A 21,198-nucleotide genomic window follows, 5' to 3' on the forward strand; every position below is an offset into this window, starting at 1 on the left:
GCGTCGCTGCCGTGCTCGGTACTCGATCCAGGGTCGTGATCGTCTCGTGGCTCCGACATCGGTCGGTGCCCCCGTTCCAGGCCGCCCAGCGACCGCTATGGAGAGCGTCGAGGAGGCCGGCGATGATCGCTCTCGGCGTGGAGCTCCTCGATGTCCTCGACAGTACCCCCCACCTGTCGACGGAGAGGCCGTTCTCACGACGTCAGCGAGACCCGCGACATGACCCGCTCGACCGGCCGCTCCCTCGCGCCGCTCGATGGGTCACGTGGCCCGCGCGATGCCCGGTGAGGGGTGTCGGCGTGGGGCCTACGCTGATCCGGCCTGTGGCAGTCGGGCCCGGAGGGACGGCATGACGAGCGGGACCGGCGATGTGGTCCGCACTTCGAGCGAATTGAACCCGCTCGAGACCATGATGTGGCGTGCGGAGGTCGACCCGCGCCTGCGGTCGCCGGTCGTCGTCCTCGACGTCCTGGACACAGAGCCGGACTGGGACCGGGTCGTCGCGTCTCACGAGTGGGCGACGCGGTTCGTGCCGCGCCTGCGCGAGCGCGTTCTGGAGCCGTGGGGCGACTGGGGCACGCCGTCCTGGGTGCCCGACCCGGACTTCGCGCTCCCGCACCACCTCGCCCGCGCGCAGGTGGCACGACCCGGCGGGAGCCGTGAGCTCCTCGACCTCGCGGCGTCGATGGCCCTGACCCCGTTCGACCGCGAGCGCCCCCCGTGGGAAGCGAAGATCGTCACCGGGCTCGCGGACGGGCGGGCGGCGTACGTGCTCAAGGTGCACCACTCCATGGCCGACGGCCTGGGCCTGGTGCAGATCCTGCGCATGCTGCACAGCGGGGTGCGCGAGCACACCGACCTCCCCGATCACCCCGAGCCCGACCGGGACGGCCCCTCGAGGCTGGGGCTCACCGTGAGCCAGGCGGCGCGGGCCGTCGCGGCCGTGCCGACCCGGACGCTGGACCTGGTCTCCGCCGGCGCCGGCCTGCTCGGGCGGCTCCTCACGCGGCCTCTGGCCACGATCTCCGACGGCTCGGCGTTCCTGGAGTCGGCGCTGCGGGCGGCTGTCGGGCCGGTGGTGCCCCGGTCGCCGCTGCTGCGCCGCCGGAGCCTGGAGCGGCGCTTCGAGGCGCTCGAGGTGGACCTCGGCGCGCTCAAGGCCGCCGGGCGCGCGGCGGGCGGTTCGCTCAACGACGCGTACCTGGCCGCGCTGCTCGGCGGGATGCGTCGCTATCACCAGCGGTTCGGCGCGATCCCGCAGCACCTCGCGATGGGCATGCCGGTGAACACGCGGGACGCCGACGACCCCGTCGGCGGGAACCACTGGGCCGGCACGCGCTTCGCGGCGCCCCTGGGCGACGCCGACCCCGTCGTGCGCATCCGGCACGTGCGGGAGGTCGTCCGGCGGACCACCGGCGAGCGGGTGGTCGACGGCCTCGGTCTCATCGCGCCGCTGCTGGCTGTGCTGCCGCCGCCGCTGCTCGCGCTGATCCAGGGCGGGGCGACGAGCGCGAACGACCTGCAGGCCAGCAACGTTCCGGGCATGTCGGGGCCTGCGTACCTGGCGGGCGCGCAGATCGTGCGCAGCTACGCGTTCGCGCCGCTGCCGGGCGGCGCGGCGATGATCACGCTGACCTCCCACGGCGACACCTGCTGTATCGCGGTGACCCTGGACCCGGCGGCCATCACCGAGCCGGACGCGTTCCTCGAGGACCTCCGGGCCGGCTTCGACGAAGTCCTCGACCTCGCTCCCGCGCGCTGACCTGCCCCGGGCACCCGGACCCGGCAACGCCGGGCCGGGCTGAGCGCTCGCTCACCGTCGGGTTGCCGGGGCGGTCGTGTCGGGCACCCGGACGCACCATGCCGACCACAGACAGCCGCGGCGCCGCTACCGTGCCGCGCTGGCCCGAGCCACTGCGGATCACCGCAACGGCCCACGGCGCTCAGGTGCGGGTCCTGCGCCGGTACCTCACACAGTGGCTCGACGGGGACCACCTCGACGCCGACGTCATCGACGACCTCGTCCTGGCCACCTCCGAGGCGCTGGAGAACTGCTGTGACCACGCCTACGCAGGCACATCGGTCAGCGGAGTGATGACGTTGGCGGCCCGTCCCTTCGACCACGGGTTGGTCATCACCGTGGGCGACGACGGCCACTGGCAGCCGACGTCCGCACCCGGCACACGCGGGCGCGGCCTGGCCATGATGCGCACGCTCGTCGACGACGTCGCCGTCCACGCCGGCGCGGACGGCACCCACATCGCTCTGACCCTCTATGGAGCCGGTGACTGAGCCGACCCGCTCCTCACCACTGCCGCCGCGACGACGGGGTTCCGTGCCTCGCCTCGAGCGGGTGGGTCCGCGGGGTCACGGCCCGACCGGACGATGCTGGTGAGGTCGGCCCGACGGACCTCACCCACGACATCGGCTCGGTCCGGCCAGGGGTGCGGGCACACCGTGCAGGTCACGTCGTCCGTGTGCTCGTGGTGGTGTCCGCCAGGAGCTCGGCTGTGGAACGCCGGTCGCCCGACGCGGAGGCCGCGTCGAGCGCGGCCTCCGCGGCGGGGCCGAACGTGTCGGGTGGCACGACGAGCAGGACGGTCCGGGTGCCCGAGAGGCCGACGACGGTCAGCGTGTGCGGGTCGGTCGTGCGGAATCCCTCGAGCCTCACCCGGCCGGCGGGGAGGCGCCGCGGCGCGCGATCCCAACCACCGAGGTGGTAGCTGATGCGGGCAGCCGGTCCGGCACGCTGCTCCAGCTCGGCCAGCATCGAGGGCAGCTCGGACGGCAGGTCGCGTGAATGCGGCCACCATGCGCCGTCGACGTGGCCCGACACGGGAGCCGCGGGCTTCAGCCGCAGGCGCCTCGAGGGGGAGACGTCATCGACGGGGATGGTGGCCGGGGTGAGGGGGGTACTCGGGGCCGGACGCATGCCGGCACTCCCGTCTCCGATCGGTGGACCGGGGGAGAACAACGCCGACGACGACGTCGGCTCGAACGCCGACGTGCGGGGAACCCTCGGTAGGCGTGACCATACTCGCCCGTCGACGACGGCCCTGCCGGGTCGTCGCTGGTTCTGCGGCTGTCAGGTGCGTCGACCCGAGCGATTGCTCAGTGCCTGTTCGTTGGAGTCGCGCACGCCGACCACCTCCGAGTGCCGGATCAAGGTGCCGTCGGGCGTCGTCGTGCAGCCCGTCGGTTCGCTCTGCTCGAAGGACTCGGCAAGACGGTGGAGAAGTTGTTCCGCGTGCTCGTCCTCGACACCCTGCAGCACGATCTCGTGCCCGCCCCGCAGGAGAACCGTCACCCGCCTGCTCATCTCCGCTCACCTCTCGTCGTCGCCACCGTGGCACGCACAGGCCCCGATGTCAGCGGGCGATCGTCGACCAGGTGGCCCCACCTCGAGTCCGGCTCCGGGCGTTCCCTCGGCCGATCGGTGCGGACGACGAAACCCTGCCGGAGCCGGCGCGCTCGGCGCTGGTGGCGAGGCGAGGCGTGACGCTGATGGGCCTCGTCGTCCGCCGGCGGGGGGTCTACCTGGTGTTCTCGGCCACGATGCGCTCGCTGGTCGACGACGTCGCCGTCCACGCCGGCGCCGATGGCACGCACATCGCTCTGACCCTTCGGGTCGCCGGCGGAGCCGGTTGTGCGCTACCCCTCCGCGACGCGTGCGGATCGAGCGAACGGGATATCCCTGGGGCGAACGTGCTGCGGACGGACACCCGACCGCTCGGCGAGCTGGTGCCCAGACCCGTGCTCCTCGCCTCCCCGGGCCCGCGCAGGGCCGGTGGACACGACGATCACGAGGCCACGGAGGCCACTTGAGCTCGACCACCCTGACACCGACGACCCCGACCAATCGTCCCGTCGTCGAGGACCGCCCGTCGGGAGGGCTGTTCCCGGACATGCCGTCCAACCGCTACGCCGAGGCCGCCCCCGCGGTCCGCGCCCTGTGCGAGCGCTACGGGCTCCCGTACACCAGCGGGCCGCTGCACCGGCAGTACGCCGGCGTCCTCGCCACCATCGCCCGGATGTCGCTGCCCGGTGGTGCCCGGCTGTGACGCCGGCACCGCCCGCGTCCCTCCCGCACCTCCGACGCGAGCCGGCGCTCGAGCCCGTCGATGCGCAGGCAGCCGCCGGCCCACGGCAGGCGACGGCCCAGCCCCCCGAAGGCGAGAGCACGGGACCGCACTCCACGGCCGTGATCAGGGAGCCGTCGATCGGCGCGACCCCCGCCCCACCTCAGGACCTGTTCCCGGAGCTGGTGCGGACGGTCAAGCAGGCCGGGCTGCTGCGCAGGCGCCGCGGCGCCTACCTCGGTCTGTTCGCCCTCAACGGTTTCCTCGCGGCCCTGGGTGTCGCGGCCTTCGTCGTGCTCGGGTCGTCGTGGTGGCAGATGCTCACCGCGGTGTTCGCCGGCCTGGTCTCCACCCAGCTGGCCTTCCTGGGTCACGACGCCGGCCACCGACAGATCTTCGGCCGGAAGCGACCGAACGACGTGGTCGGGTACCTGCACGGCTGTCTCGTCGGGATGAGCTTCGGCGTGTGGGTGGGCAAGCACAACCGCCACCACGCCCAGCCCAACCACGCCGACGAGGATCCCGACATCGACATCCCGGTGCTGGCCTTCAGCGCCGACCAGGTCGCGGGGCGGCGGGGCCTGGTGCGGTGGACGGTCGCCCACCAGGCGATCCTGTTCTTCCCGCTGCTGCTCCTGGAGGGCTGGAGCCTGCACCTCACCTCGGCGCAGGCCGCCCTGCGCGGCGAGGTGCGTCGCAGCCGGCTCGAGCTGGCACTGCTCGCGGTCCACGCGGTCGGTTACCTCACGGCCCTGTTCCTCGTCCTCACGCCGCTGCAGGCCATCGTCTTCGCCCTCGTGCACCAGGGTGTGTGGGGGACGTACATGGGGCTCGCGTTCGCGCCCAACCACAAGGGCATGCCGATCATCGAACCCGGCCGGCGCCTCGACCACCTGCACAAGCAGGTCCTGACCGCCCGCAACGTGCGCGGCGGGCCGGTCGTGGACTACGTGCTCGGCGGGCTCAACCACCAGGTCGAGCACCACCTCTTCCCCGCCATGCCGCGACCCAACCTGCGGAGCGCCCAGGTCCTCGTGGCCGCCTTCTGCGCCGAGCACGACCTGCCCTACACCCGGACCGGCGCGCTCGACTCCTACGGGCAGGTCCTGCGCCACCTGCACGCCGTCGGCGCGCCGCTCCGGTCGTCCCACCGCCACAAGCCGCGGGGCGCCGACACCTCGTGAGCTGCTGGAGTGATGTCCGAGCGCGAAGGGCTGCACGGGACCATCGGGACCACGGACGTGCCGGGGAGCCCGGCACGCGGCTCACGTTCGAACCCGACCGTCGACGGCGCGCCGTGTAGCCTCGAATCGTTGCAGTCCTGTTTTCCCCGCTTTGCGCGCCGGACCACACGACAACGGCTTGCGCGCATCCGGGGACGACCTCGGTGCAGCGACCGGCAATGCCGACGGCAGGTCCCTGCGGCGGCCGCGCGACCGAGAAGAGGAATTCTGTGATCGAAGGAACCGTCAAGTGGTTCAACGCCGAGAAGGGCTTCGGTTTCATCGCGCCCGATGACGGGAGCAAGGACGTCTTCGTGCACTACTCCGCCATCGAGTCGGGCGGCTACCGCTCGCTCGAGGAGAACCAGCGCGTGAGCCTGACCGTCTCGCAGGGCCAGAAGGGTCTGCAGGCCGACTCGGTGCGTCCGCTCTGATCACCGGTGTGGCGCCGGGCGGAGTCCGCGGAAGCCGCCCGGCTACACCTCTTGCCCTCACGGAGTCGGCCACGGCGCTCAGCGCCGCCGTGTGGTCTGCGCACGCACGTCGCGGAAGCGCTCCCGCGCCGTCGTTCTCCGACGACGGTGGCGGATCGGTCTTCGACGCCCACGGGCGCTGCGCCCGGGTCCAGCCCCTCGGGATGCGCACACGGATCACCCTGCTCACGGACGGCCGCACCGTTGTCGAGGCCGAGGTCGACACCGGTCGCCTCATCGACCGCCTCGCTCTCGTCGGGGCTGCTTACGACGCGCTCGTCGCCGTGCTCGCGGAGGAGAACGGTCCAGGGATGCGCCCGGACTGAGCTTCGGGTCCGCCGGCCGGGGCCGTGCGACGGTCCCGCTCGGGCGGGTTCCACCTGGCCCCCAAGGCCGGTCGGACCGGCGTGTGAAGCCATGGTGGGCCGTCCGCCCTGGGGCGCGAGCGTCCGCGCCCGTGCTCGGACGCTCCGGCCACCGGGACAGCACCCCGCGACCGGCGCCGACAGACCCCGCCAGCTGCTGCAGATCGCGAGATGCACCGCCGCACGGCCCAATAGCGGCATCACTTGTCGGACCGCCCTTGTGCGCGGAGACGAGCACCTGACACCGTCGACGGCAGCTGCGGGCATCGCCATCGACCACCAGGGCTGGCGGACTTCGGTAGTACGGCCCCCGGGGAGCATCGGGCGCCCCAGAGAGTTGCCGGTCCCCCCCATGCTCGATCCATGGCCGCGTCGCGGCCGCTTCCACGGTGGCACGGTCGGCGTCGAGCCATGACGACGCCTGACGACGTCACCCGGAGATCGCACGCGAGCGCGCACCTGAGCGTCGGTGGCCTCGGAGATGATCTGGCCGCAGCCTCGCTGCGCAGATCCGCCGAGGGTCTTCTGTCCTGCGGCATCGCCGAGCTGACTGTGGACCTGTCGGCCCTCGGCGACGCCTACCCCAGCTTCGTCACCACCCTCGCCAGGCTGACCTCGACGACTCGAGCGCACAGCTGCGAGCTGTTCCTCGTCGGACTGCACCGCCCCGCGGTGCTCGCGGCCCTCGACGAGGCGCCCCTCGACGAGCTGTTCGCCGTCTATCAGGCCGCGTGCCTGCACGACACCGCCCCGACCACCACCGTCCCACCGGTACCCGGCCGCAGCGCCGTGTCCGCGTGGATGCCCGAGCAGACACCGATGACCACATCGGCGTCGGCTCAGGGCCCGGTTGCGTCCGCCGCACCGCGGGGGGACTCGGCGGACGCAACCGGCGCTCCCCGGCACGCTCGCGCCGACCACGACATCGATTCTCTGATCATGAGCGAGGGAACGGAAATGACCAGTACCGACAACACGAAGGCCACCGAGTGGTTGGATCGCGACCGTCTCGTCGAGCTCCATGTCCTGGCCGCCAACGGCGACACGACCGCCGCAGCTCACGCGGACAAGTGGATGGCCGACGACCCCCTGGCACGACACATGTGGGACAGCGTCGCCCGGACCTGCGACGAGCTCGGCGCGTCCTCGGCCTGAAACGATCACCTGCTCGCCGGTCTCCCACGGATGCAGTCGAGATCGTTCCGTCGACGGTGGCATTCGTCCGGGGCCGAGCGGCGCTGTTGCCGCATCCTCGGAGAGAACCATGATGTGCGATGACCCGCACGATCTACAGAAACGTCGGGACATCTGTCGTGCCGAGTTCATGCTCTCCCTGGCGTCCGGGCTCGCTCGTGAGGCCAGTGTCGAGGCGCTGAGATACCGCGCTGCGGCAGCGGGTGTGTCGCTGCACGCGGCAGCACTCGCCGTGCTCTCGACCGAACCGACCGAGCAGCTGCTGATGGACCCACCGCCGACACCGGAGCAGCCGACGCTGCACGGACACCTCCACGCGATCCACCCGAACGCGGCGACGACGACCACGAGCGACGCCCTACCCGGTCGACATCGACGCCACTGAGGGTTGCTGGCACCAGCCGGCCCGACGCCCTTCTTCCGAGGCGGCCAGGAAGGACAGACATGGCACGCAAGAACCCGCACGAGCGGCAGGACGAGCGCGACGTCGAGCGAGCGGCAAGGATGATTGCCGACGCGCACGGGCTGACAGGTGCCCAAGGCTTCCGCGCGTTGGGAGACCGCGCCGCCCACGCCGGTATCTCGCTCCACGCTGCAGCGCTCGCTGCAGTGTCGACCAACCCGCGCGACGAGCTCCGGTAAGAGAGCTCGGACCCAGAAGGTCCTGGAACACGCGAACGTGCGTTCGGACGCCCCGGCGTGAGACGCACCGCCCTGCGGACAAGGCCGGGCCCCGACTACGAGCCCGGCGTCAGGTCGCCGCCGCCACGGGCGCTCCGTCCGCCCCGCAGGACCCGCCCCGCGCAAGCTGCTCCGTGTTGTCAACCCCGCGCGACTCACACCAGCCGACAGCACGACGAAGGACCACCATGAGCTCCACCGAGGCCACGAGCGTCACCGAGCACGGAACGGATCCGTCGTGCACCGTCTGCCCGCACGCCTGGTCGGCCCACGACGGACTCGGGCGACGCTTCTGCACTGCCACCAGGGACGTGCGCTGGTCGCGGACGTGCATCTGCCCGGCGCTCACGCCGCCAGGCAGCTGACCGCCCGCGAGCGCTACGACGACCCATCCGCCTCCCGGTGCTGCCGGCCCCTGGCGGTGCTGCTCGAGGTCGACGGGCGGCCGAAGGCGGCGGTCGACCTCTACAGCAACCGCGCGGACGGCTTCGACGAGCAGGCCTGCCGCGCCGCTGCGATGCTCGGCATGACCGCCGCGATGCTGCTGCTGGCCCCCGAGCACGCCGCGCAGCTTCAGGAGGCCGTCGACTCGCGCGACGTCATCGGGCGTGCCAAGGGCATTCTTATGGAGCGCTTCGGCCTGGACCAGAACGGCGCCTTCGCCAAGCTGCGCGAGGCCTCGCAGGAGACCAACATGAAGCTCCGCGACGTCGCCGCCTGGCTCGCCGAAGAGGCCGACACCCTCGCCGGTCACGCCATGGGCACCGAGGAGCGAGTTCGAGCCGTCGTCGACAGGGATGACGAACAGACGAACTCCCCGCCTGCCTTGCGCGCCGTCTGACGCGCCGCACAAGATCGGACCAGGGTGGTCAAGGCGAGGATCGGGCCGCGTACCGCCGAGAGCGCCCCCGGCGACCGAAACGTCGAGCGGCGGGGGCGCTGAGCCGGTCCCTACAGGCGCGCCTGTGCGCCTCGCCGGTGCTCCCGGACCTACCTGCACAACCGTTACCGTCGAGCTGACGGCCTCTCCTCCCGCTATCTCTCCGGCAGGAGGGAAGCCGTCGCCCATCGCCAGGAGCGGGCCACTCCTAACAAGATCGTCCCCCCACGATTCTTCCCCGGAAAGCCGGGATAGGGGAGCGGCCCGGATGCTGGCCCGACAGCGCCGGGGTTCCGAGCCCAGCTCAGAGAGCGCGTCGGGTGTCGTTCGTGAACGTCTGCATGGGCCGACGCGGCATCCGTCAGGTTCGTCGTCCTGCCGCGGCGCCGCATATCGCCCTCGCAGCTCAAGATCAATGCAGCATCCAGGCAGCACGAGCGACAGCACGCGCTCGATCCTGTGCTCGACGTTCGCCCGGTCGACGAAGTCGTCGCCCGCCACATCCCCGGGTCGTGGCTCGTTGTGTTGGCGCTGCTCTCTCCCCGATGTCGATCACAACGCGGCCCGTGTGGCCGGGACGTGACAGGGGATCGACTCTGCGAAGCCCTCCAACCACGCGATCACGGCGAACGCTCGTACATCCCCTTCGAGGTCGTGCACGACATCGAGACCACAGCCCCAGCGACCCGCCAGAACCTCGAGAGCTGCCGCGAGCTCGCCCATCACCTCGATGGCGGTCGTGGCAGTCAGCGGTTCGTCGGCGACGCCGTCGACCATCAGCCGCGCCGACCAGGACCCATCCCCATGGAAGTGCCATCGGACTACGACTGACTCGACACGACCCTCACCCGTCCGCACTGACGGAGACTCTCACCCGAGCAGCGGTGACCCGCCGCCGCCCGGGCGGCCTCCCGGCCGACTCTCCCGGTCGCCTCGTCAGGAGGAGGGCGTCAGCAGACGGTCCGGGAGCAGGTGGTCCACCGCCCGCGCGAGTCGGACTTGGGCGAGATGTCTCCCTCACTGTGGCCGACGACCGCTACCTGACGATTGGGGATCACACCGACTTCCCGGTGGTGGGAAAGCTCGACGCTCTGCAGCGAGAGCTGGATGCGGGTCCGGCGTCGACTGTGCCGACCGAGTCGCCGGCCGACGGGATCGTGGTCGCCGCCGACTTCGCCGGCGAGGACGGCGAGCGCTGGCTTGCTGACCTCACTGACCTTGTCATTGCCGGGACGAGCGTCCTGACCGACAACGAACTAATGAGGCAATGAACATGCTGTCGATGGCTCGCACAAGCGGAACCACCGACTGAACCGCCAGTCGACGAGACTCACGACCTTCACCGTGACGGCTCGCGGATGTTCGTGCTGGTCACTCGTGGTGTCCGCGGCTGGCGTTCATCAGTCCTGTGCTGCTGAGACGGCGCAGGGAGTGGCGTGAGTGGCCCGCGACCCGCGCCGTGGCGAGATCAGGAACGGCGTTCACAATGCGACAGGACCTCGGTCGAGGAGGTCAGGTGGGAGGACCGGGGGCCATGACGGTCACATCGTCGGGCCTCTGTCTCAACCGCGCAAATGTCGTCTAGTGGCGACGGGTGTTGGTCAGAGGGTGATGTGCTCGGTGCGGTACACGTCGGAGCTCGGGGGGCCTGGGCCACACCGAGCTCGTCGGCGACGGCGGCGAGGCCTTCCTCGGCCGCGACGAGATCGACCTGCTCGTCGGCGGTGAACCAGGGCGCGATGAAGCGGGCGTGATAGTGCCGGACCTCGTCCGGGGTGTCGCGGCCCAGGAATCGCTGGAGGTAGGCGACGGCGGTGTCCGGGTCGGCGGCGAGCAGTGCCAGGGCCCGCCGTTGCGCGCGCACCGCGGCCGCGACCGCAGGCTCGTCGAGTGAGATGACGGCGGGGTCGACGGCGAGGCCGACGGTCGGGACGGCGAGGTGGTCGCCGACCCAGGCGAGCTCGTGGAACCCCTCCTCGGCGGTGATCTGTGCGGGGTCGAGGGTGCTGCCGAGGTAGGCGGCGTCGACCTCGCCCGCGCGCAGCCGTCGCAGGTCCATCGCGTAGTCCCCGGGCGGGCGGATCACGCACTCGAGGTCGCGGTCGGGATCGAGGCCGTGACGGCGCAGGACGATGCGGGCGAAGCAGCCCGGCGCGGTGTGCGGGGCGTGGACCAGCAGGCGACGTCCCCGCAGCTTCTCCATCGCGCTCACCTGCTGGCCGCCGACGAACCAGAACAGCGGCCGGTGGGTGCTCACCGACAGCGCGGTCCATTCGACACCGTCGGTCAGGCGGGCGAACACCGATCGCCCCAGCCCGATGGTGGCGCCGCGACGCAGCCGCTGGTCGTCCCAGCTCACCCCGTCGCGCACCGCGAGGTGCACGCCCTCCTGCTCGGGGAAGCCTTCCTGATCCGCCACGTAGGCGACGAGCTCCTCGTGCAGGCCGTGGCCGACGTAGGTGAGGTCGAGGGTGTGTACGCGGTGCTCCTGGAACGGGGTCGGGGCGTCATGGCGGTCACGAGCCAGCGGTCACGAGCCAGGATCACGGCATGATCAGGCCGCCGTTGACCGGCGCCCAACTGCCGGTGGTGAACGCGGCGTCGTCGCTGGCGAAGTAGGCGACCGTGCGCGCGACGTCCTCGGGTCGGGCGAGCCGACGCATCGGTGTCGCGGCGGCGAGCTGTGCCCTGAGCTCCTCGGGGAGTCGCTCGCTCACCGCGGTGTCCTCGACCGTGGACGGGGCGACGATGTTGGCGGTGATGCCGTGCGGTGCCACCTCGGCGGCGACGTAGCGCACGAAGGAGTCCAGGGCGGCCTTGGCGACGCCGAGGGCGATCATCCCGTTTCGGGGGCGTCGTGACAGGCCGGTGGACAGGTAGACCAGCCGTCCGTAGCCGCGGTCGATCATCCCCGGCAGCACGGCGTGGGTCAGCAGGTGCGCCGCACGCATCTCCTGGTCGAGCTTCGTGCCGAGCTGCTCCCAGCTCAGGTCGGCGAACGAGGTGACCGGGAACGGGGTCATGGCGTTGTGCACCAGCACGTCGAGCCGTCCCCACTGCCCGACGACCGCGTCGACCATCCGCGCCACGTCGCCCGGATCGGTCACGTCGCCCTGCACCACCAGCGCAGCCCCGCCGGCCGCCCGAACTTCCTGGGCGACGGCCTCGGCGTCGGTCGCGCTGTCACGATGGTTGACCACCACACCGTGACCGCGCGCCGCGAGCTCGCGCGCACTCGCGGCCCCGATACCCCGGCTGGACCCGGTGATCAGGCACACCTGATCGCTCACCTGCAGTCTCCTCGCTGTCGATCTCGACGCGGGGGAGTCCCCGACGCGTTGAGCGCCGAACCTCGACGCTTCTCGCGCCGGCCGGGTGACCGAGTTCGGTGTCGCGGAGAGGCGCGATCAAGGTGCGAAGTCGGTCTGCGGCTCGCGGACCGGAGGGGGATCGCCGTCGGTGCCTGCGATGCGGGTGGTGGTGGACCGCGCGTCGTAGGCGTCCCGCGCGAGATCGTCGTAGTCGGGAACGACCAGGCGGCCCCACACCCGTCCGGGTTCGCCGGCCAGGCGGGTGTCGGCCTCCTCGAGGTCGCCGGCCTCCGATGCGCCCGCGAAGCTCCCCCCGACGTCGGTCCCGGTCGAGAGTCCGGCTCCGCCGCCGGTCCACACCTCGGGGACGATGTCGCCCGGGGCGCCGTCGTCGAGGAGGCGGCCGCCGACCGGGTCGGTGGGTCCCGGTGGGGCGAGGATCAGTGCGCCGGGTGTCGTCGCGAGCCCGCGACCCACGGTGGCGAGGTCCCTCAGGCACGGCCACGCCAGCGCGAGCGTCCAGTCGACCAGGACGCGTCCGCGGTCGGCCAGGTACTCGGTGATCGGGGTGACGTCCACGAGCCGGGGGCCGGTGACCGCGACCCAGCCGCGCTCGTCGGTGCGGTCGTCGCGCGCGACGACGCGGACGCGGTCGGTGCGGGCCGGGATCGTGTCCGCCGGGACGGTGAGGGTCCGCCAGGTGGACACGTCGCGGAAGCGGTCCTGCAGCTCGGCTCGCTGCGGGTCGGGGGCGAAACCGCGGTACCCGCGTTCGGGAGCCGGGGGCTCGAGGAGACGGCGGGTGCCCTGGGGCGTGACGGTGTCCGGCCCCGACCGGCCGTACTCGAGCACGACCGAGGCCCCGTCCTCGGTGCGGCCGGCGACCGAGAGAGCCAGTTCCTGCCCGGCGCGCGGCGTCGGCAGCGTGAACCACGGGCTGGTGAGGGTGCCGACGCCGGTCGGACCGACGTCCTTCGATCCCCAGGCGAAGGTGTCGTCCCGGGTGCCCTCGTCGTCCTGGCCCGGGCGGGCGGGCGGCGGGTCGTCCCACCCGCCGCCGGCCTCGAACCCGTCGAGGTCGCCCTCGTCGGACCGGTCCTGCGGCACGAGCGGCCCGCCGTTCGCCGTGGTGATCACCTGGACGCGGTCCTGCAGGGCGCACGCGGCACCGGCCCCGGGGTCGCGGGCCGCGGCCAGGTTCGCGGCGCCCAGCGACCAGCCACCCCGCGGTGGCGTCGCGGCCACGGCGAAGGAACCGGCGAGGACCGCGACGGAGGTGGCCGCGGCCAGCACCGCGAGTGCCGCCGGGCCGACCGCGGAGGCGACGGCGAGCCGGCCCGGCACGCCTCCCGACCGTCGGCGCCATGCGACGACCCCGGCGCTCACCACCGCTGTCGCCACCGCGCCGGCGGCGAGCCAGAGCACCGGCGAGTCGAACGGCGACACCGACGTGGTCGCCCACGGCATGTGCGCGTTCGAGTATCCCCACCAGGCGTTCGGTCCCGAGAACGCGGCGGCCGCGGCGACGACGACGCCCAGGGCTGTCCCCGCCCCCGTCGCGCGCAGGGTCCGGCCGGGCTCCGGTCCTGACGCGAGTCGGGCGAACGCGACGACCACGGCCACCAGGGAGACCGCCCCGAAGCCGGCGAGCGCGCCGAAGTGGTGCGACCACTTCGACGGCGTCACCGCGAGCAGTGCGAGGCCGACGGGGCCGAGCAGCAGCAGGACCGGTTCGCTCGCCCGCGGGTCCAGGGCCGCACGGCCGCGGCGGGCCAGGAGCGCCACCGCGGCCGGGGCCGTCGCCACCATCAGCAGGACCGGCAGCCGCTTGCCCGCCGACCCCCAGCTGTCCTGACCGAGCAGATAGCTGTAGCGCAGCCACTCGGCGTACCAGGGCTGGCTCGGGCCGAACTGCTGGTGGATCGAGGTCGCGACGAGCAGCCCGTGCCACGACTGGCGGGCGAACACGACGACCACCGCGACCGCGGCGACCCCGGCGAGCGCGGCGAGGACGGCCGCGACCCGCCCGGCGGCCGCCGGGCCCGCGTGCTCGCCGCGGACCAGCCGGCCCAGACGCGGCAGGGTGAGCAGGAACGGCGCCAGCCCGAGCAGGCCCGAGGGCGCGACCGTCACCGTCAGCGCGGCGACGCCCGCGGCGAGCCCCAGGCACGGCAGCGGGTGGCGGGCGTCGGCCCGCACGGCCCGCAGGACCAGCACGAGGACCGCCGTCACGCCCGTGGCCACGAACGACTCCGGGCGCGTGCCGAGATCGTAGGGCAGCCACCAGACGCCGAGGGCCACCACCGTCAGGAGCCGGACACCGACGCCGGCTCCGGCTCGTCGCCCGAGCGCGGGGAGCACTCCGCGGGTCACGAGGAACCACAGGGCGATGCCGGCGAACACGCTCGGCAGCCGCAGGGTGAGCGCGTCGACGCCACGGTCCACGACCAGGCTCACCAGCATCTGGCTCGTCGCGAACGGGGCCTCGGAGGCGTCGAACCAGCGCACGTAGTTGCCGACCGGCCCCCCGTCGGCGGCCGCGCGCGCGATGAGCGCGGCGAATCCGTCGTCGTCGGTCAACGGTCCCACCACCGACCACCACGAGACGGCGACGACCACGCCGACGTCGAGCGCGGCCAGCGCCCAGGTGCGGGGGCGGCGCAGCGTGGTGAGCCGCCGTCGCAGGGCGCGGCTCACCCTCGGCAGGGTGGCGCCTCGGGCGTCGCGAGCCGGGCCGGAGCGGTCGACGACGCCGAGCACGGCGAGGAGCGTGAGCGCGAGCCCGGCGAGCCCGAACTGGAGCTCGAGCAGCGCCGACTTCTCGGGGGTGCGGGCGTTGTCGAACCACGACGGCGTGCGGGCGCGGAAGGACAGGCCTGCCGCCGCGTCGCCGCGCAGGTCGGTGGTGATCGCGAAGACCTCGGGGACCGGGTCGCCCGGCAGGTCGACGACCGTGCGGTCGTCGACCGCGGCCCGCAGACCGGCGGCGTCCGCGTCGACCCGCAGCGTGCAGTCGCCGTCGGGCAGCGCGAGCTCCTCGGCCCGGCCTCCCGCCAGCAGCCGCGGGGTGCCCTTCACGGTGCGGATCGCGAGCCCGGAGGAGGCTCCGGTGGTCGTCGTCGCGAGGACCGTGGTCTCGGTGGAGGCCCGCGACGCCTCCCGCAGCGCGGTGCAGGGGACGGCGGCCTGCAGCTGCGCCGGCCGGTAGGGGACGAGGAAGGCCGTCGTCGGCTCCGGCTCCTCGCCCGCGCGGGGCCAGCTGATCGTGGACGTCGTGGCCTCGACCGGAGCGATCGCGACGAGGCCCGCGACCACGGTGGCGGCGAGACCGACGACGAGCGTGACACCGAGGAGCAGCCGACGGAGGCGGTCACGCCTGCCTCCGTGCGGGGACGGGACCGCTTCGTTGCTGATCTCCGCCTGTTCGGCAGGACGGACCAGCGAGGTGGCGGTCATATGGGCATCTTCGTTCCGCCACCCGGACGTGGATCGGCCCGGGTGGTCGTCGTCGTCCCATCGGGCCGGCTCGGCCGGGAGCGGTGAACTCACGCCGGGTCGGTGACGTACGCCGAGACGTGCCCCTCGCGACGGACGACCCGGAACCCGCCACCGCGACGCGCCTGAGCGCCCCTCCCGCCGCGCTCTGCGGACTGCTCGGCGTCGCCGCGGCGCTCGCGGTGGGCGACCTCGTCGCCGGCCTGCTCTCGCCGGCGTCCTCGCCGGTCCTCGCGGTCGGCGGCCAGTTCATCCGGCTCACACCGGAGTGGCTCAAGGCCTTCGCGATCGCCACGTTCGGCGTCTACGACAAGCTCGCCCTGCTCCTCGGGATAGCGGTCGTCCTCGTGCTCATGGCGGCCGCCGCGGGCCTCGGGAGCCGGCGCAGTGCGGCGCCGGGCGCCGTGGTCATCGTCGTCCTCGGGGTCGTCGCGGTCGCCTCGGCCACGGCCGCCCCGGTGTTCTCGCTGGTCGACCTGGTCGCTCCGCTCGCCGCCCTCGCCGCGGGGCTCGCGGTGTGGTTCGGGCTGCACCGGTTGGCGATGCGCCGCGCGGCCGCCGTCGCGTCCTCCGACGACGGTTCGGCTCCGGACGAGGAGGGCAGCGAGGACGCGCCGTCGTCCTCCGAACAGCCCACGGTGCACCGCACAGGGCCGGTGGGGAGGCTCGGGGCCGCCCGGCGCCGATTCCTGCTCGGTGTCGTCGGCGCCGCCGCCGGTGCCGGTGCGGCGGCCGTCGCGGGGCGGTGGCTCGCCGCGGCGGGCGGGGCCGATGCGTCGCGGGCGGCGGTCGGGGCGCTGCCCGACGCGCCGGGTCCTCTCGCCGATCTCTCCGGTGCGGACTTCGCTGCGCAGGGCACCCCGACGTGGCTGACGCCCAACAACGCGTTCTACCGGATCGACACGGCCCTGCAGGTCCCGCAGCTCACCACGCGCGACTACGCGCTGCGCATCCACGGGCTGGTCGACCGGGAGCTCCGCCTGTCCTACGACGACCTGCGCGCCCGGCGCCTGGTCGAGGCGCCGATCACCATGACCTGTGTGTCCAACGAGGTCGGTGGCTCCCTGATCTCGAACGCCGTGTTCCTCGGCGTGCCCCTGGCCGATCTGCTCGCCGAGGTCGGGGTGCGGCCGGAGGCCCAGCAGATCGCGTCCACCAGCGTCGACGGCTTCACGACCGGGACCCCGGTCGCGGCGGTGACCGACGGCCGCGCGGCGATGCTGGCGCTCGCCATGAACGGGGAGCCGCTGCCCGTGGAGCACGGCTTCCCGGTGCGCATGGTCGTACCGGGCCTCTACGGGTTCGTGTCCGGGTGCAAGTGGCTCACCGACATGGAGCTGACCACCTTCGGCGAGTTCACGTCCTACTGGGAGCAGCGGGGCTGGGCCGAGCAGGCGCCGGTCAAGACGCAGTCGCGCATCGACGTGCCGCGCGCCGGGGGCACGGTGCTGGCCGGCCGGACGACGCTCGCCGGGGTCGCCTGGGCCCAGCACACCGGGGTCGCGCGGGTGGAGGTCCGCGCCGACGGCGGCGCGTGGCAGGACGCCGAGCTCGCGCGCGACGTCTCGATCGACACCTGGCGGATGTGGCGCACCGAGGTCGACCTGGCGCCGGGGGCGCACCGCCTGCAGGTCCGCGCCACCGACCGCGGTGGTGACACCCAGGTGGCCACGCCCAGCCTCACCATCCCGGACGGCGCCTCCGGGTGGCACACCGTCGACGTCACCGCGATCTGACGCGGACCGCCAGCACGGATCAGGGCACCAGGTGGGCGAAGACGACGGTGTTGTCCTCGTAGGAGCGCTCGGCGGCGTCGAACGGGCCACCGCAGGTGATCAGACGGAGCTCGGGTCCGGCGGTGTCGCCGTAGACCTCGAGGCGCGGGAACGCGTCCTTGGGGACGCGGCGGACGCCATCGACGGCGAAGGTCCGCACGGAGCGGTCGGTGACCGTCACCGTGACCCGGTCACCGGGACGCAGGCGGCCCAGGTCATAGAACACCGAGGGCCCATCGGCCGCGGAGTCGACGTGCCCGAGGATCACCGAGGGGCCGACGCGGCCGGGGGTGGGGGAGCCGCGGTACCAGGCCGCCTGGTCGTACTGCGGCCCCGGCGCCGGCACCTCCAGGGTGCCGTCGGGGTTCAGGCCGACACTGTTGACCGGGGTGGACACCCCGATCGCGGGGATGTCGAGGGAGACCGGCGCGGGACCCGACGCAGGCCGCTGGCGCAGGTCCGACAAGGGCGTGGTGCGCGGCGCGGTCCCGGCCGCCGGACCCGCCGGATCCGGACCGGCAGAGGCGGCCGGCGTGCTCTGCGTGGTCGGCGGGCCGGACCGCCCGACGAGCCCGATGGTCGCAAGCACCAAGCCCAGCGCGGCGAGCGCGATCGCGACGGCGATCAGCAGCGGACGTCGACGCACCGTGGTTCCTTCCCGAGAAGCGCGACCGTCCCACCCCAGAGGAACACTCCGGGGTAGGACGGCCACCAGGGTCGTGGACCAGCCGTCAGCGGCGGGCTGCTCCACGACGTCGGGCCACCAGCACCGTGCCGCCGGCGGCCAGCAGCGCCAGCCCACCCGCCGCGATCAGCGCGGTGTCCGGGCCGCCGGCGGTCGAGCCACCACCGGTCTCCACCCCGCCCTGCGGCATTGCCGGCATCTGGCCGGGCAGGTTCACCACGATCGTGGCGATTCCGATCGTCAGCCCACCCTGGATCGCGTCGGTGGAGAACGCCTGGTTCAGCGCCATCGCCGCCCCGGGGTTGAGCCGCACCGTCGTGCCGGTCAGGGTCGCCGTGCCGGCGTCCATGTCGGTCTGGATCGGCTGCAGGGTGGAGCCGTCGAGGTCGAACAGGACGGTGGACTCGGCCACGGTCTGGCCGTTGGCGGTGACCTTGCCCGAGAGGGTGGCCGGGTTGCCGGGGTCGACCACGAAGTCGGTGAGCTCGACCTTCGTGTCGCCCTTGGTCAAGCTCAGCCCGCTGCCCTGGTGCTCGATGCGGCCCTGGACGTAGGGGTCGGCCTCGCCCGGCCGGTAGACGGTGACGTTGCCGCCGGTGATCGGGAACCGGGCGCTGCCATCGGAGATGGTGGCGTCGCCGACAGTGCCCGGGGTGACCTGGAGCGACTCGAGTGCGTCGGTGAACCCGGAGTCCAGCCGGACCGAGGTCGACTGGCCGGTGAGGTCGGGAATGGTGGCGATCGGCTCGGCAGCCTGGGCCGCACCCACACCGATCCCGGTCAGCGCCAACGCGGCCATTCCCGCGACCACGACCCCGGCGACTCTCCGCGGACTTCTCATGAGCAAGGACCTCTCTGACGTTGAGAACGGCCCCCGGCTCATTGCCGAACGCCCCGACGCCCGGCCTCCGCTCGCTGCCGGTGTGCGGTTCGCCACCGAGCGAGATCCAACTCAGACTTCACATGCCGCACAGCCCCCCCGGGGGCGCCACGTCCCGCCCACCAGGAGGGCGCGCGCCGCGCGGTCGAACTCCGACGCCGCGGTCGGCGAACAGTTCGGTCGATTCTCTCGGGGTCTTGAGGAGGTCGCCACCGTGATCAACGCAGCATCCCCGGGGAGGGGCAGGTTGTTCGAGGAGCCGGCCTCCATGGCGCTGGTCGCGACCGGGGTGTTCGTCCTCCAGGCGGGCACCGGTCTCCAGGTCCTCTGGCTGATCCTGGTCGCCGTGGTCTCGGTACTCATCGGTGGGCACCTCGGAACGAGCGGGGCCGCCGAGGGAAGCGCTGCCGAGCGCGACGACCGCCATCCGCGGTGACGGCAACGTTCGTCGAGTCGGAACCCGGCGCCCGTCCAGCCTCGATCTATCGTGGCCGTGGAGCTTCCCGGTCGAGGTCCGTGGTGTCCCGGCCCGGTGGGCGGCGTCGGAGCCGGGAGAGCCGCCAGGCGACCACGGCGATGGTCACCGCAGCAGCGAGCCCGAGCAGGGCGAGGTCGGGAACGCTGTCACCGACCGCCACGACGAGGTTCTCGGCGGCGGCCGCGGTGGACGGGTCGGCCCCGGTGAGGCCGGCGGTGCCGTCGAAGGCGATGAACAACGTCCCGATGGCGACGAAGAGCAGCCCGGAGACGGTGGTGGTGGTGTGCAGGTGCAGCGGACCGAGCCGGTAGGCCCGGCCGCGGAGCCAGCGGCGCCGGCCGAGGTCGAAGCGTTGCCAGAGCAGCGCGAGCACGAACAGCGGTAGCGCCATCCCGACGGCGTAGACCGCCAGCAGCGAAGCCCCGCGGACGGCCTGGCCGCCGGCGGCGGCGACCGTGAGCACGGCACCGAGGATCGGGCCGGAACAGAAACCGGCCAGCCCGTAGGCGGCCCCGAGCCCGAGCGTCGCCAGCCAGGTCCCGCGACGGGCCATCCGGGACTGGAGCCGGCCGGCGGAGGCGAGCGCCCAACCGCCGCCGAGGAGCTGCACCACGCCGAGCGCGATGATCACGACGCCGGCGGTGGCGACGACTTCCGCGCGGTACGCGGTCAGCGCCGAGGCCAGCGCCCCCGATCCGGCTCCGAGCGGGACGAGCACGATCGCCAGTCCCAGCAGGAAGACCCCGGTGCGGGCGACCAGCTCGGTGCGCCCGCCGAAGGCGTAGGCGAAGAACGACGGCAGCAGCAGGGCGCTGCAGGGGCTCAGCAGGGCGAGCACGCCACCGGCGAAGGCCGCGGCGTAGCCGATGTCGACCACGTCAGCGGCTCCGCGCCAGCGCCGCGTCGACGGCCTGCTGGAAGGCGGCCAGCGGCTGCGCCCCGAAGATCAGCCGATCGCCGATGACGAAGCTGGGCACGCCGCCGACCCCGAGCCGGGAGCCGAGCTGCTGGTCGTCCGCGACGTCCCGGGCGATCCGGGGGTCGGCGTAGTCGCGCGCGAACCGCGGCACGTCCAGGCCGAGCCGGCCGGCCAGGGCGACCAGGGAGGCGTCGGTGACCTCGCCACGGTTCTCCGGCGCCTGGTCGCGGTAGAGGGCGGCGTGGACGTCCCAGAACCGGCCCTGGCGTCCCGCCGCGCGCGCGGCCCGGGCCTCGAGTACCGACTCGGGGCCGAGATACGCGAAGTTGTGCCACTCGATGCGCACCTGCCCGCTGTCCACGTACTGGCGCAACAGGGCCGGTTCGGTGGTCGTCGCGTAGAGACGGCAGAACGGGCACTGGAAGTCGCCCCACTCGGACACCACGACAGGGGCATCCGGGCGGCCCAGGGCCAGCGGGTCGCCCGGCGTCCGGCGGGCCACGGCCAGCCTGGCCGCGGCGGTGGGGTCCCCGACCGCGCCGACCTCTCCGGGCGGGGGGCCGTCGGTCGCGTCGGAGTCCACCGCGACAATCGCCAGCACCGCGAGCACCAGCAGGGCGAGTACGGCCCCGCTCACAACCCGCCTGCGGCGCGGGTCAGGGTCCCGTCGGTCGCCGACCTCCGTCTCCGATGGTGACGCATGAGATCTCATGACCGCTGGTTCGCAGGCGCGCCGCCCCGCGTTCGGGCCCGCCCGCGA

General features: G+C 73.2%; 25 protein-coding genes. 15 read left to right on the forward strand and 10 right to left on the reverse strand.

Annotated features, from left to right (window positions below; genetic code table 11):
* Positions 1-409: 409 nt before the first annotated feature.
* Positions 410-1,762, forward strand: a complete 1,353-nt coding sequence (locus EV188_RS01945) for a wax ester/triacylglycerol synthase domain-containing protein (protein ID WP_243741415.1) — start codon at positions 410-412, stop codon at positions 1,760-1,762.
* Positions 1,763-1,860: 98 nt separating this feature from the next.
* Positions 1,861-2,292: an ATP-binding protein gene (locus EV188_RS01950; RefSeq protein WP_133824544.1), complete on the forward strand. Its 432-nt coding sequence runs from the start codon at positions 1,861-1,863 to the stop codon at positions 2,290-2,292.
* A 172-nt stretch (positions 2,293-2,464) separates the two neighbouring features.
* Here the strand turns inward: EV188_RS01950 and EV188_RS01955 are convergent, their stop codons facing one another.
* A complete protein-coding gene (locus tag EV188_RS01955; RefSeq protein ID WP_133824545.1) occupies positions 2,465-2,932 on the reverse strand; it encodes a DUF5994 family protein in 468 nt (155 codons plus the stop codon).
* A 153-nt stretch (positions 2,933-3,085) separates the two neighbouring features.
* Complete coding sequence (locus EV188_RS01960; RefSeq protein WP_166659672.1) at positions 3,086-3,319, reverse strand: hypothetical protein; 234 nt, start codon at positions 3,317-3,319, stop codon at positions 3,086-3,088.
* A gap of 176 nt (positions 3,320-3,495) precedes the next feature.
* Between EV188_RS01960 and EV188_RS01965 the strand changes: the two genes are divergently transcribed.
* The 10 genes from EV188_RS01965 to EV188_RS32375 all read left to right on the forward strand — a co-directional run bounded on the left by EV188_RS01965 (position 3,496) and on the right by EV188_RS32375 (position 8,856).
* Complete coding sequence (locus EV188_RS01965) at positions 3,496-3,825, forward strand: hypothetical protein (protein ID WP_133824547.1); 330 nt, start codon at positions 3,496-3,498, stop codon at positions 3,823-3,825.
* The gene (locus tag EV188_RS01970) at positions 3,822-4,061 is read left to right on the forward strand and encodes a hypothetical protein (protein ID WP_208113944.1); all 240 of its coding nucleotides are present in this window, start codon (positions 3,822-3,824) and stop codon (positions 4,059-4,061) included. Before EV188_RS01965 ends, EV188_RS01970 begins: the two co-directional genes overlap by 4 nt.
* A gap of 140 nt (positions 4,062-4,201) precedes the next feature.
* The gene (locus tag EV188_RS01975) at positions 4,202-5,263 is read left to right on the forward strand and encodes a fatty acid desaturase family protein (RefSeq protein ID WP_243741416.1); all 1,062 of its coding nucleotides are present in this window, start codon (positions 4,202-4,204) and stop codon (positions 5,261-5,263) included.
* A 269-nt stretch (positions 5,264-5,532) separates the two neighbouring features.
* Positions 5,533-5,736, forward strand: coding sequence for a cold-shock protein (locus EV188_RS01980; protein WP_243741417.1), 204 nt, complete (start codon positions 5,533-5,535; stop codon positions 5,734-5,736).
* Positions 5,737-5,939: 203 nt separating this feature from the next.
* Positions 5,940-6,101 (forward strand): hypothetical protein, encoded by a 162-nt coding sequence (locus EV188_RS31320; protein WP_166659673.1) that lies wholly within the window; start codon positions 5,940-5,942, stop codon positions 6,099-6,101.
* Positions 6,102-6,551: 450 nt separating this feature from the next.
* Positions 6,552-7,295: a hypothetical protein gene (locus EV188_RS01985; protein ID WP_133824548.1), complete on the forward strand. Its 744-nt coding sequence runs from the start codon at positions 6,552-6,554 to the stop codon at positions 7,293-7,295.
* Between the two features lie 109 nt (positions 7,296-7,404).
* Positions 7,405-7,719 carry a hypothetical protein gene (locus tag EV188_RS01990; RefSeq protein WP_133824549.1) on the forward strand — a complete coding sequence of 105 codons (315 nt, stop codon included), beginning with the start codon at positions 7,405-7,407 and terminating at the stop codon, positions 7,717-7,719.
* Between the two features lie 59 nt (positions 7,720-7,778).
* Positions 7,779-7,976, forward strand: a complete 198-nt coding sequence (locus EV188_RS01995; RefSeq protein ID WP_133824550.1) for a hypothetical protein — start codon at positions 7,779-7,781, stop codon at positions 7,974-7,976.
* A 227-nt stretch (positions 7,977-8,203) separates the two neighbouring features.
* Complete coding sequence (locus tag EV188_RS33155) at positions 8,204-8,380, forward strand: RGCVC family protein (protein ID WP_208113945.1); 177 nt, start codon at positions 8,204-8,206, stop codon at positions 8,378-8,380.
* The gene (locus tag EV188_RS32375) at positions 8,344-8,856 is read left to right on the forward strand and encodes an ANTAR domain-containing protein (protein WP_243741418.1); all 513 of its coding nucleotides are present in this window, start codon (positions 8,344-8,346) and stop codon (positions 8,854-8,856) included. Before EV188_RS33155 ends, EV188_RS32375 begins: the two co-directional genes overlap by 37 nt.
* A 591-nt stretch (positions 8,857-9,447) precedes the next feature.
* Here EV188_RS32375 and EV188_RS02005 read toward each other — a convergent pair.
* Positions 9,448-9,672, reverse strand: a complete 225-nt coding sequence (locus EV188_RS02005) for a hypothetical protein (protein WP_133824551.1) — start codon at positions 9,670-9,672, stop codon at positions 9,448-9,450.
* A gap of 245 nt (positions 9,673-9,917) precedes the next feature.
* Here EV188_RS02005 and EV188_RS02010 point away from each other — a divergent pair, with 245 nt between their 5' ends.
* A complete protein-coding gene (locus EV188_RS02010; protein ID WP_133824552.1) occupies positions 9,918-10,166 on the forward strand; it encodes a hypothetical protein in 249 nt (82 codons plus the stop codon).
* Positions 10,167-10,363: 197 nt separating this feature from the next.
* Here EV188_RS02010 and EV188_RS02015 read toward each other — a convergent pair whose 3' ends face one another.
* The 3 genes from EV188_RS02015 to EV188_RS02025 form a co-directional block, all read right to left on the reverse strand.
* Positions 10,364-11,314: a substrate-binding domain-containing protein gene (locus EV188_RS02015; protein WP_208113946.1), complete on the reverse strand. Its 951-nt coding sequence runs from the start codon at positions 11,312-11,314 to the stop codon at positions 10,364-10,366.
* A 124-nt stretch (positions 11,315-11,438) separates the two neighbouring features.
* A complete protein-coding gene (locus EV188_RS02020; RefSeq protein ID WP_133824553.1) occupies positions 11,439-12,185 on the reverse strand; it encodes an SDR family NAD(P)-dependent oxidoreductase in 747 nt (248 codons plus the stop codon).
* Positions 12,186-12,302: 117 nt separating this feature from the next.
* Positions 12,303-15,662 carry an arabinosyltransferase domain-containing protein gene (locus EV188_RS02025; protein WP_133824554.1) on the reverse strand — a complete coding sequence of 1,120 codons (3,360 nt, stop codon included), beginning with the start codon at positions 15,660-15,662 and terminating at the stop codon, positions 12,303-12,305.
* A gap of 119 nt (positions 15,663-15,781) precedes the next feature.
* On the opposite strand from EV188_RS02025, the gene EV188_RS02030 reads away from it, so the two are divergent.
* A complete protein-coding gene (locus EV188_RS02030) occupies positions 15,782-17,437 on the forward strand; it encodes a molybdopterin-dependent oxidoreductase (protein WP_208113947.1) in 1,656 nt (551 codons plus the stop codon).
* Positions 17,438-17,456: 19 nt separating this feature from the next.
* Here EV188_RS02030 and EV188_RS02035 read toward each other — a convergent pair whose 3' ends face one another.
* Complete coding sequence (locus EV188_RS02035) at positions 17,457-18,122, reverse strand: class F sortase (RefSeq protein WP_133824555.1); 666 nt, start codon at positions 18,120-18,122, stop codon at positions 17,457-17,459.
* A gap of 85 nt (positions 18,123-18,207) precedes the next feature.
* On the reverse strand, positions 18,208-18,960 hold the full coding sequence (locus EV188_RS02040) for a hypothetical protein (protein ID WP_243741419.1): 753 nt from the start codon (positions 18,958-18,960) through the stop codon (positions 18,208-18,210).
* Positions 18,961-19,000: 40 nt separating this feature from the next.
* Here EV188_RS02040 and EV188_RS02045 point away from each other — a divergent pair, with 40 nt between their 5' ends.
* On the forward strand, positions 19,001-19,477 hold the full coding sequence (locus tag EV188_RS02045) for a hypothetical protein (RefSeq protein ID WP_133824557.1): 477 nt from the start codon (positions 19,001-19,003) through the stop codon (positions 19,475-19,477).
* A 46-nt stretch (positions 19,478-19,523) separates the two neighbouring features.
* Here the strand turns inward: EV188_RS02045 and EV188_RS02050 are convergent, their stop codons facing one another.
* Both EV188_RS02050 and EV188_RS02055 read right to left on the reverse strand, forming a co-directional pair.
* Positions 19,524-20,396 carry a cytochrome c biogenesis CcdA family protein gene (locus EV188_RS02050; RefSeq protein WP_133824558.1) on the reverse strand — a complete coding sequence of 291 codons (873 nt, stop codon included), beginning with the start codon at positions 20,394-20,396 and terminating at the stop codon, positions 19,524-19,526.
* A gap of 1 nt (position 20,397) precedes the next feature.
* Complete coding sequence (locus tag EV188_RS02055) at positions 20,398-21,075, reverse strand: DsbA family protein (RefSeq protein ID WP_166659674.1); 678 nt, start codon at positions 21,073-21,075, stop codon at positions 20,398-20,400.
* Positions 21,076-21,198: the final 123 nt, after the last annotated feature.

The sequence above is a fragment of the Actinomycetospora succinea genome (assembly GCF_004363095.1).
GTDB lineage: Bacteria > Actinomycetota > Actinomycetes > Mycobacteriales > Pseudonocardiaceae > Actinomycetospora > Actinomycetospora succinea.

Coding starts and splice junctions, on each gene's coding strand:
- EV188_RS01985 (WP_133824548.1), top strand. CDS start 6,552: ATGACGACGCCTGACGACGTCACCCGGAGATCGCACGCGAGCGCGCAC.
- EV188_RS01945 (WP_243741415.1), top strand. CDS start 410: ATGATGTGGCGTGCGGAGGTCGACCCGCGCCTGCGGTCGCCGGTCGTC.
- EV188_RS02025 (WP_133824554.1), bottom strand. CDS start 15,662: ATGACCGCCACCTCGCTGGTCCGTCCTGCCGAACAGGCGGAGATCAGC.
- EV188_RS02005 (WP_133824551.1), bottom strand. CDS start 9,672: ATGGTCGACGGCGTCGCCGACGAACCGCTGACTGCCACGACCGCCATC.
- EV188_RS01990 (WP_133824549.1), top strand. CDS start 7,405: ATGATGTGCGATGACCCGCACGATCTACAGAAACGTCGGGACATCTGT.
- EV188_RS01995 (WP_133824550.1), top strand. CDS start 7,779: ATGGCACGCAAGAACCCGCACGAGCGGCAGGACGAGCGCGACGTCGAG.
- EV188_RS33155 (WP_208113945.1), top strand. CDS start 8,204: ATGAGCTCCACCGAGGCCACGAGCGTCACCGAGCACGGAACGGATCCG.
- EV188_RS01950 (WP_133824544.1), top strand. CDS start 1,861: ATGCCGACCACAGACAGCCGCGGCGCCGCTACCGTGCCGCGCTGGCCC.
- EV188_RS01955 (WP_133824545.1), bottom strand. CDS start 2,932: ATGCGTCCGGCCCCGAGTACCCCCCTCACCCCGGCCACCATCCCCGTC.
- EV188_RS02040 (WP_243741419.1), bottom strand. CDS start 18,960: ATGGCCGCGTTGGCGCTGACCGGGATCGGTGTGGGTGCGGCCCAGGCT.
- EV188_RS01960 (WP_166659672.1), bottom strand. CDS start 3,319: ATGAGCAGGCGGGTGACGGTTCTCCTGCGGGGCGGGCACGAGATCGTG.
- EV188_RS02045 (WP_133824557.1), top strand. CDS start 19,001: ATGAGCAAGGACCTCTCTGACGTTGAGAACGGCCCCCGGCTCATTGCC.
- EV188_RS31320 (WP_166659673.1), top strand. CDS start 5,940: ATGCGCACACGGATCACCCTGCTCACGGACGGCCGCACCGTTGTCGAG.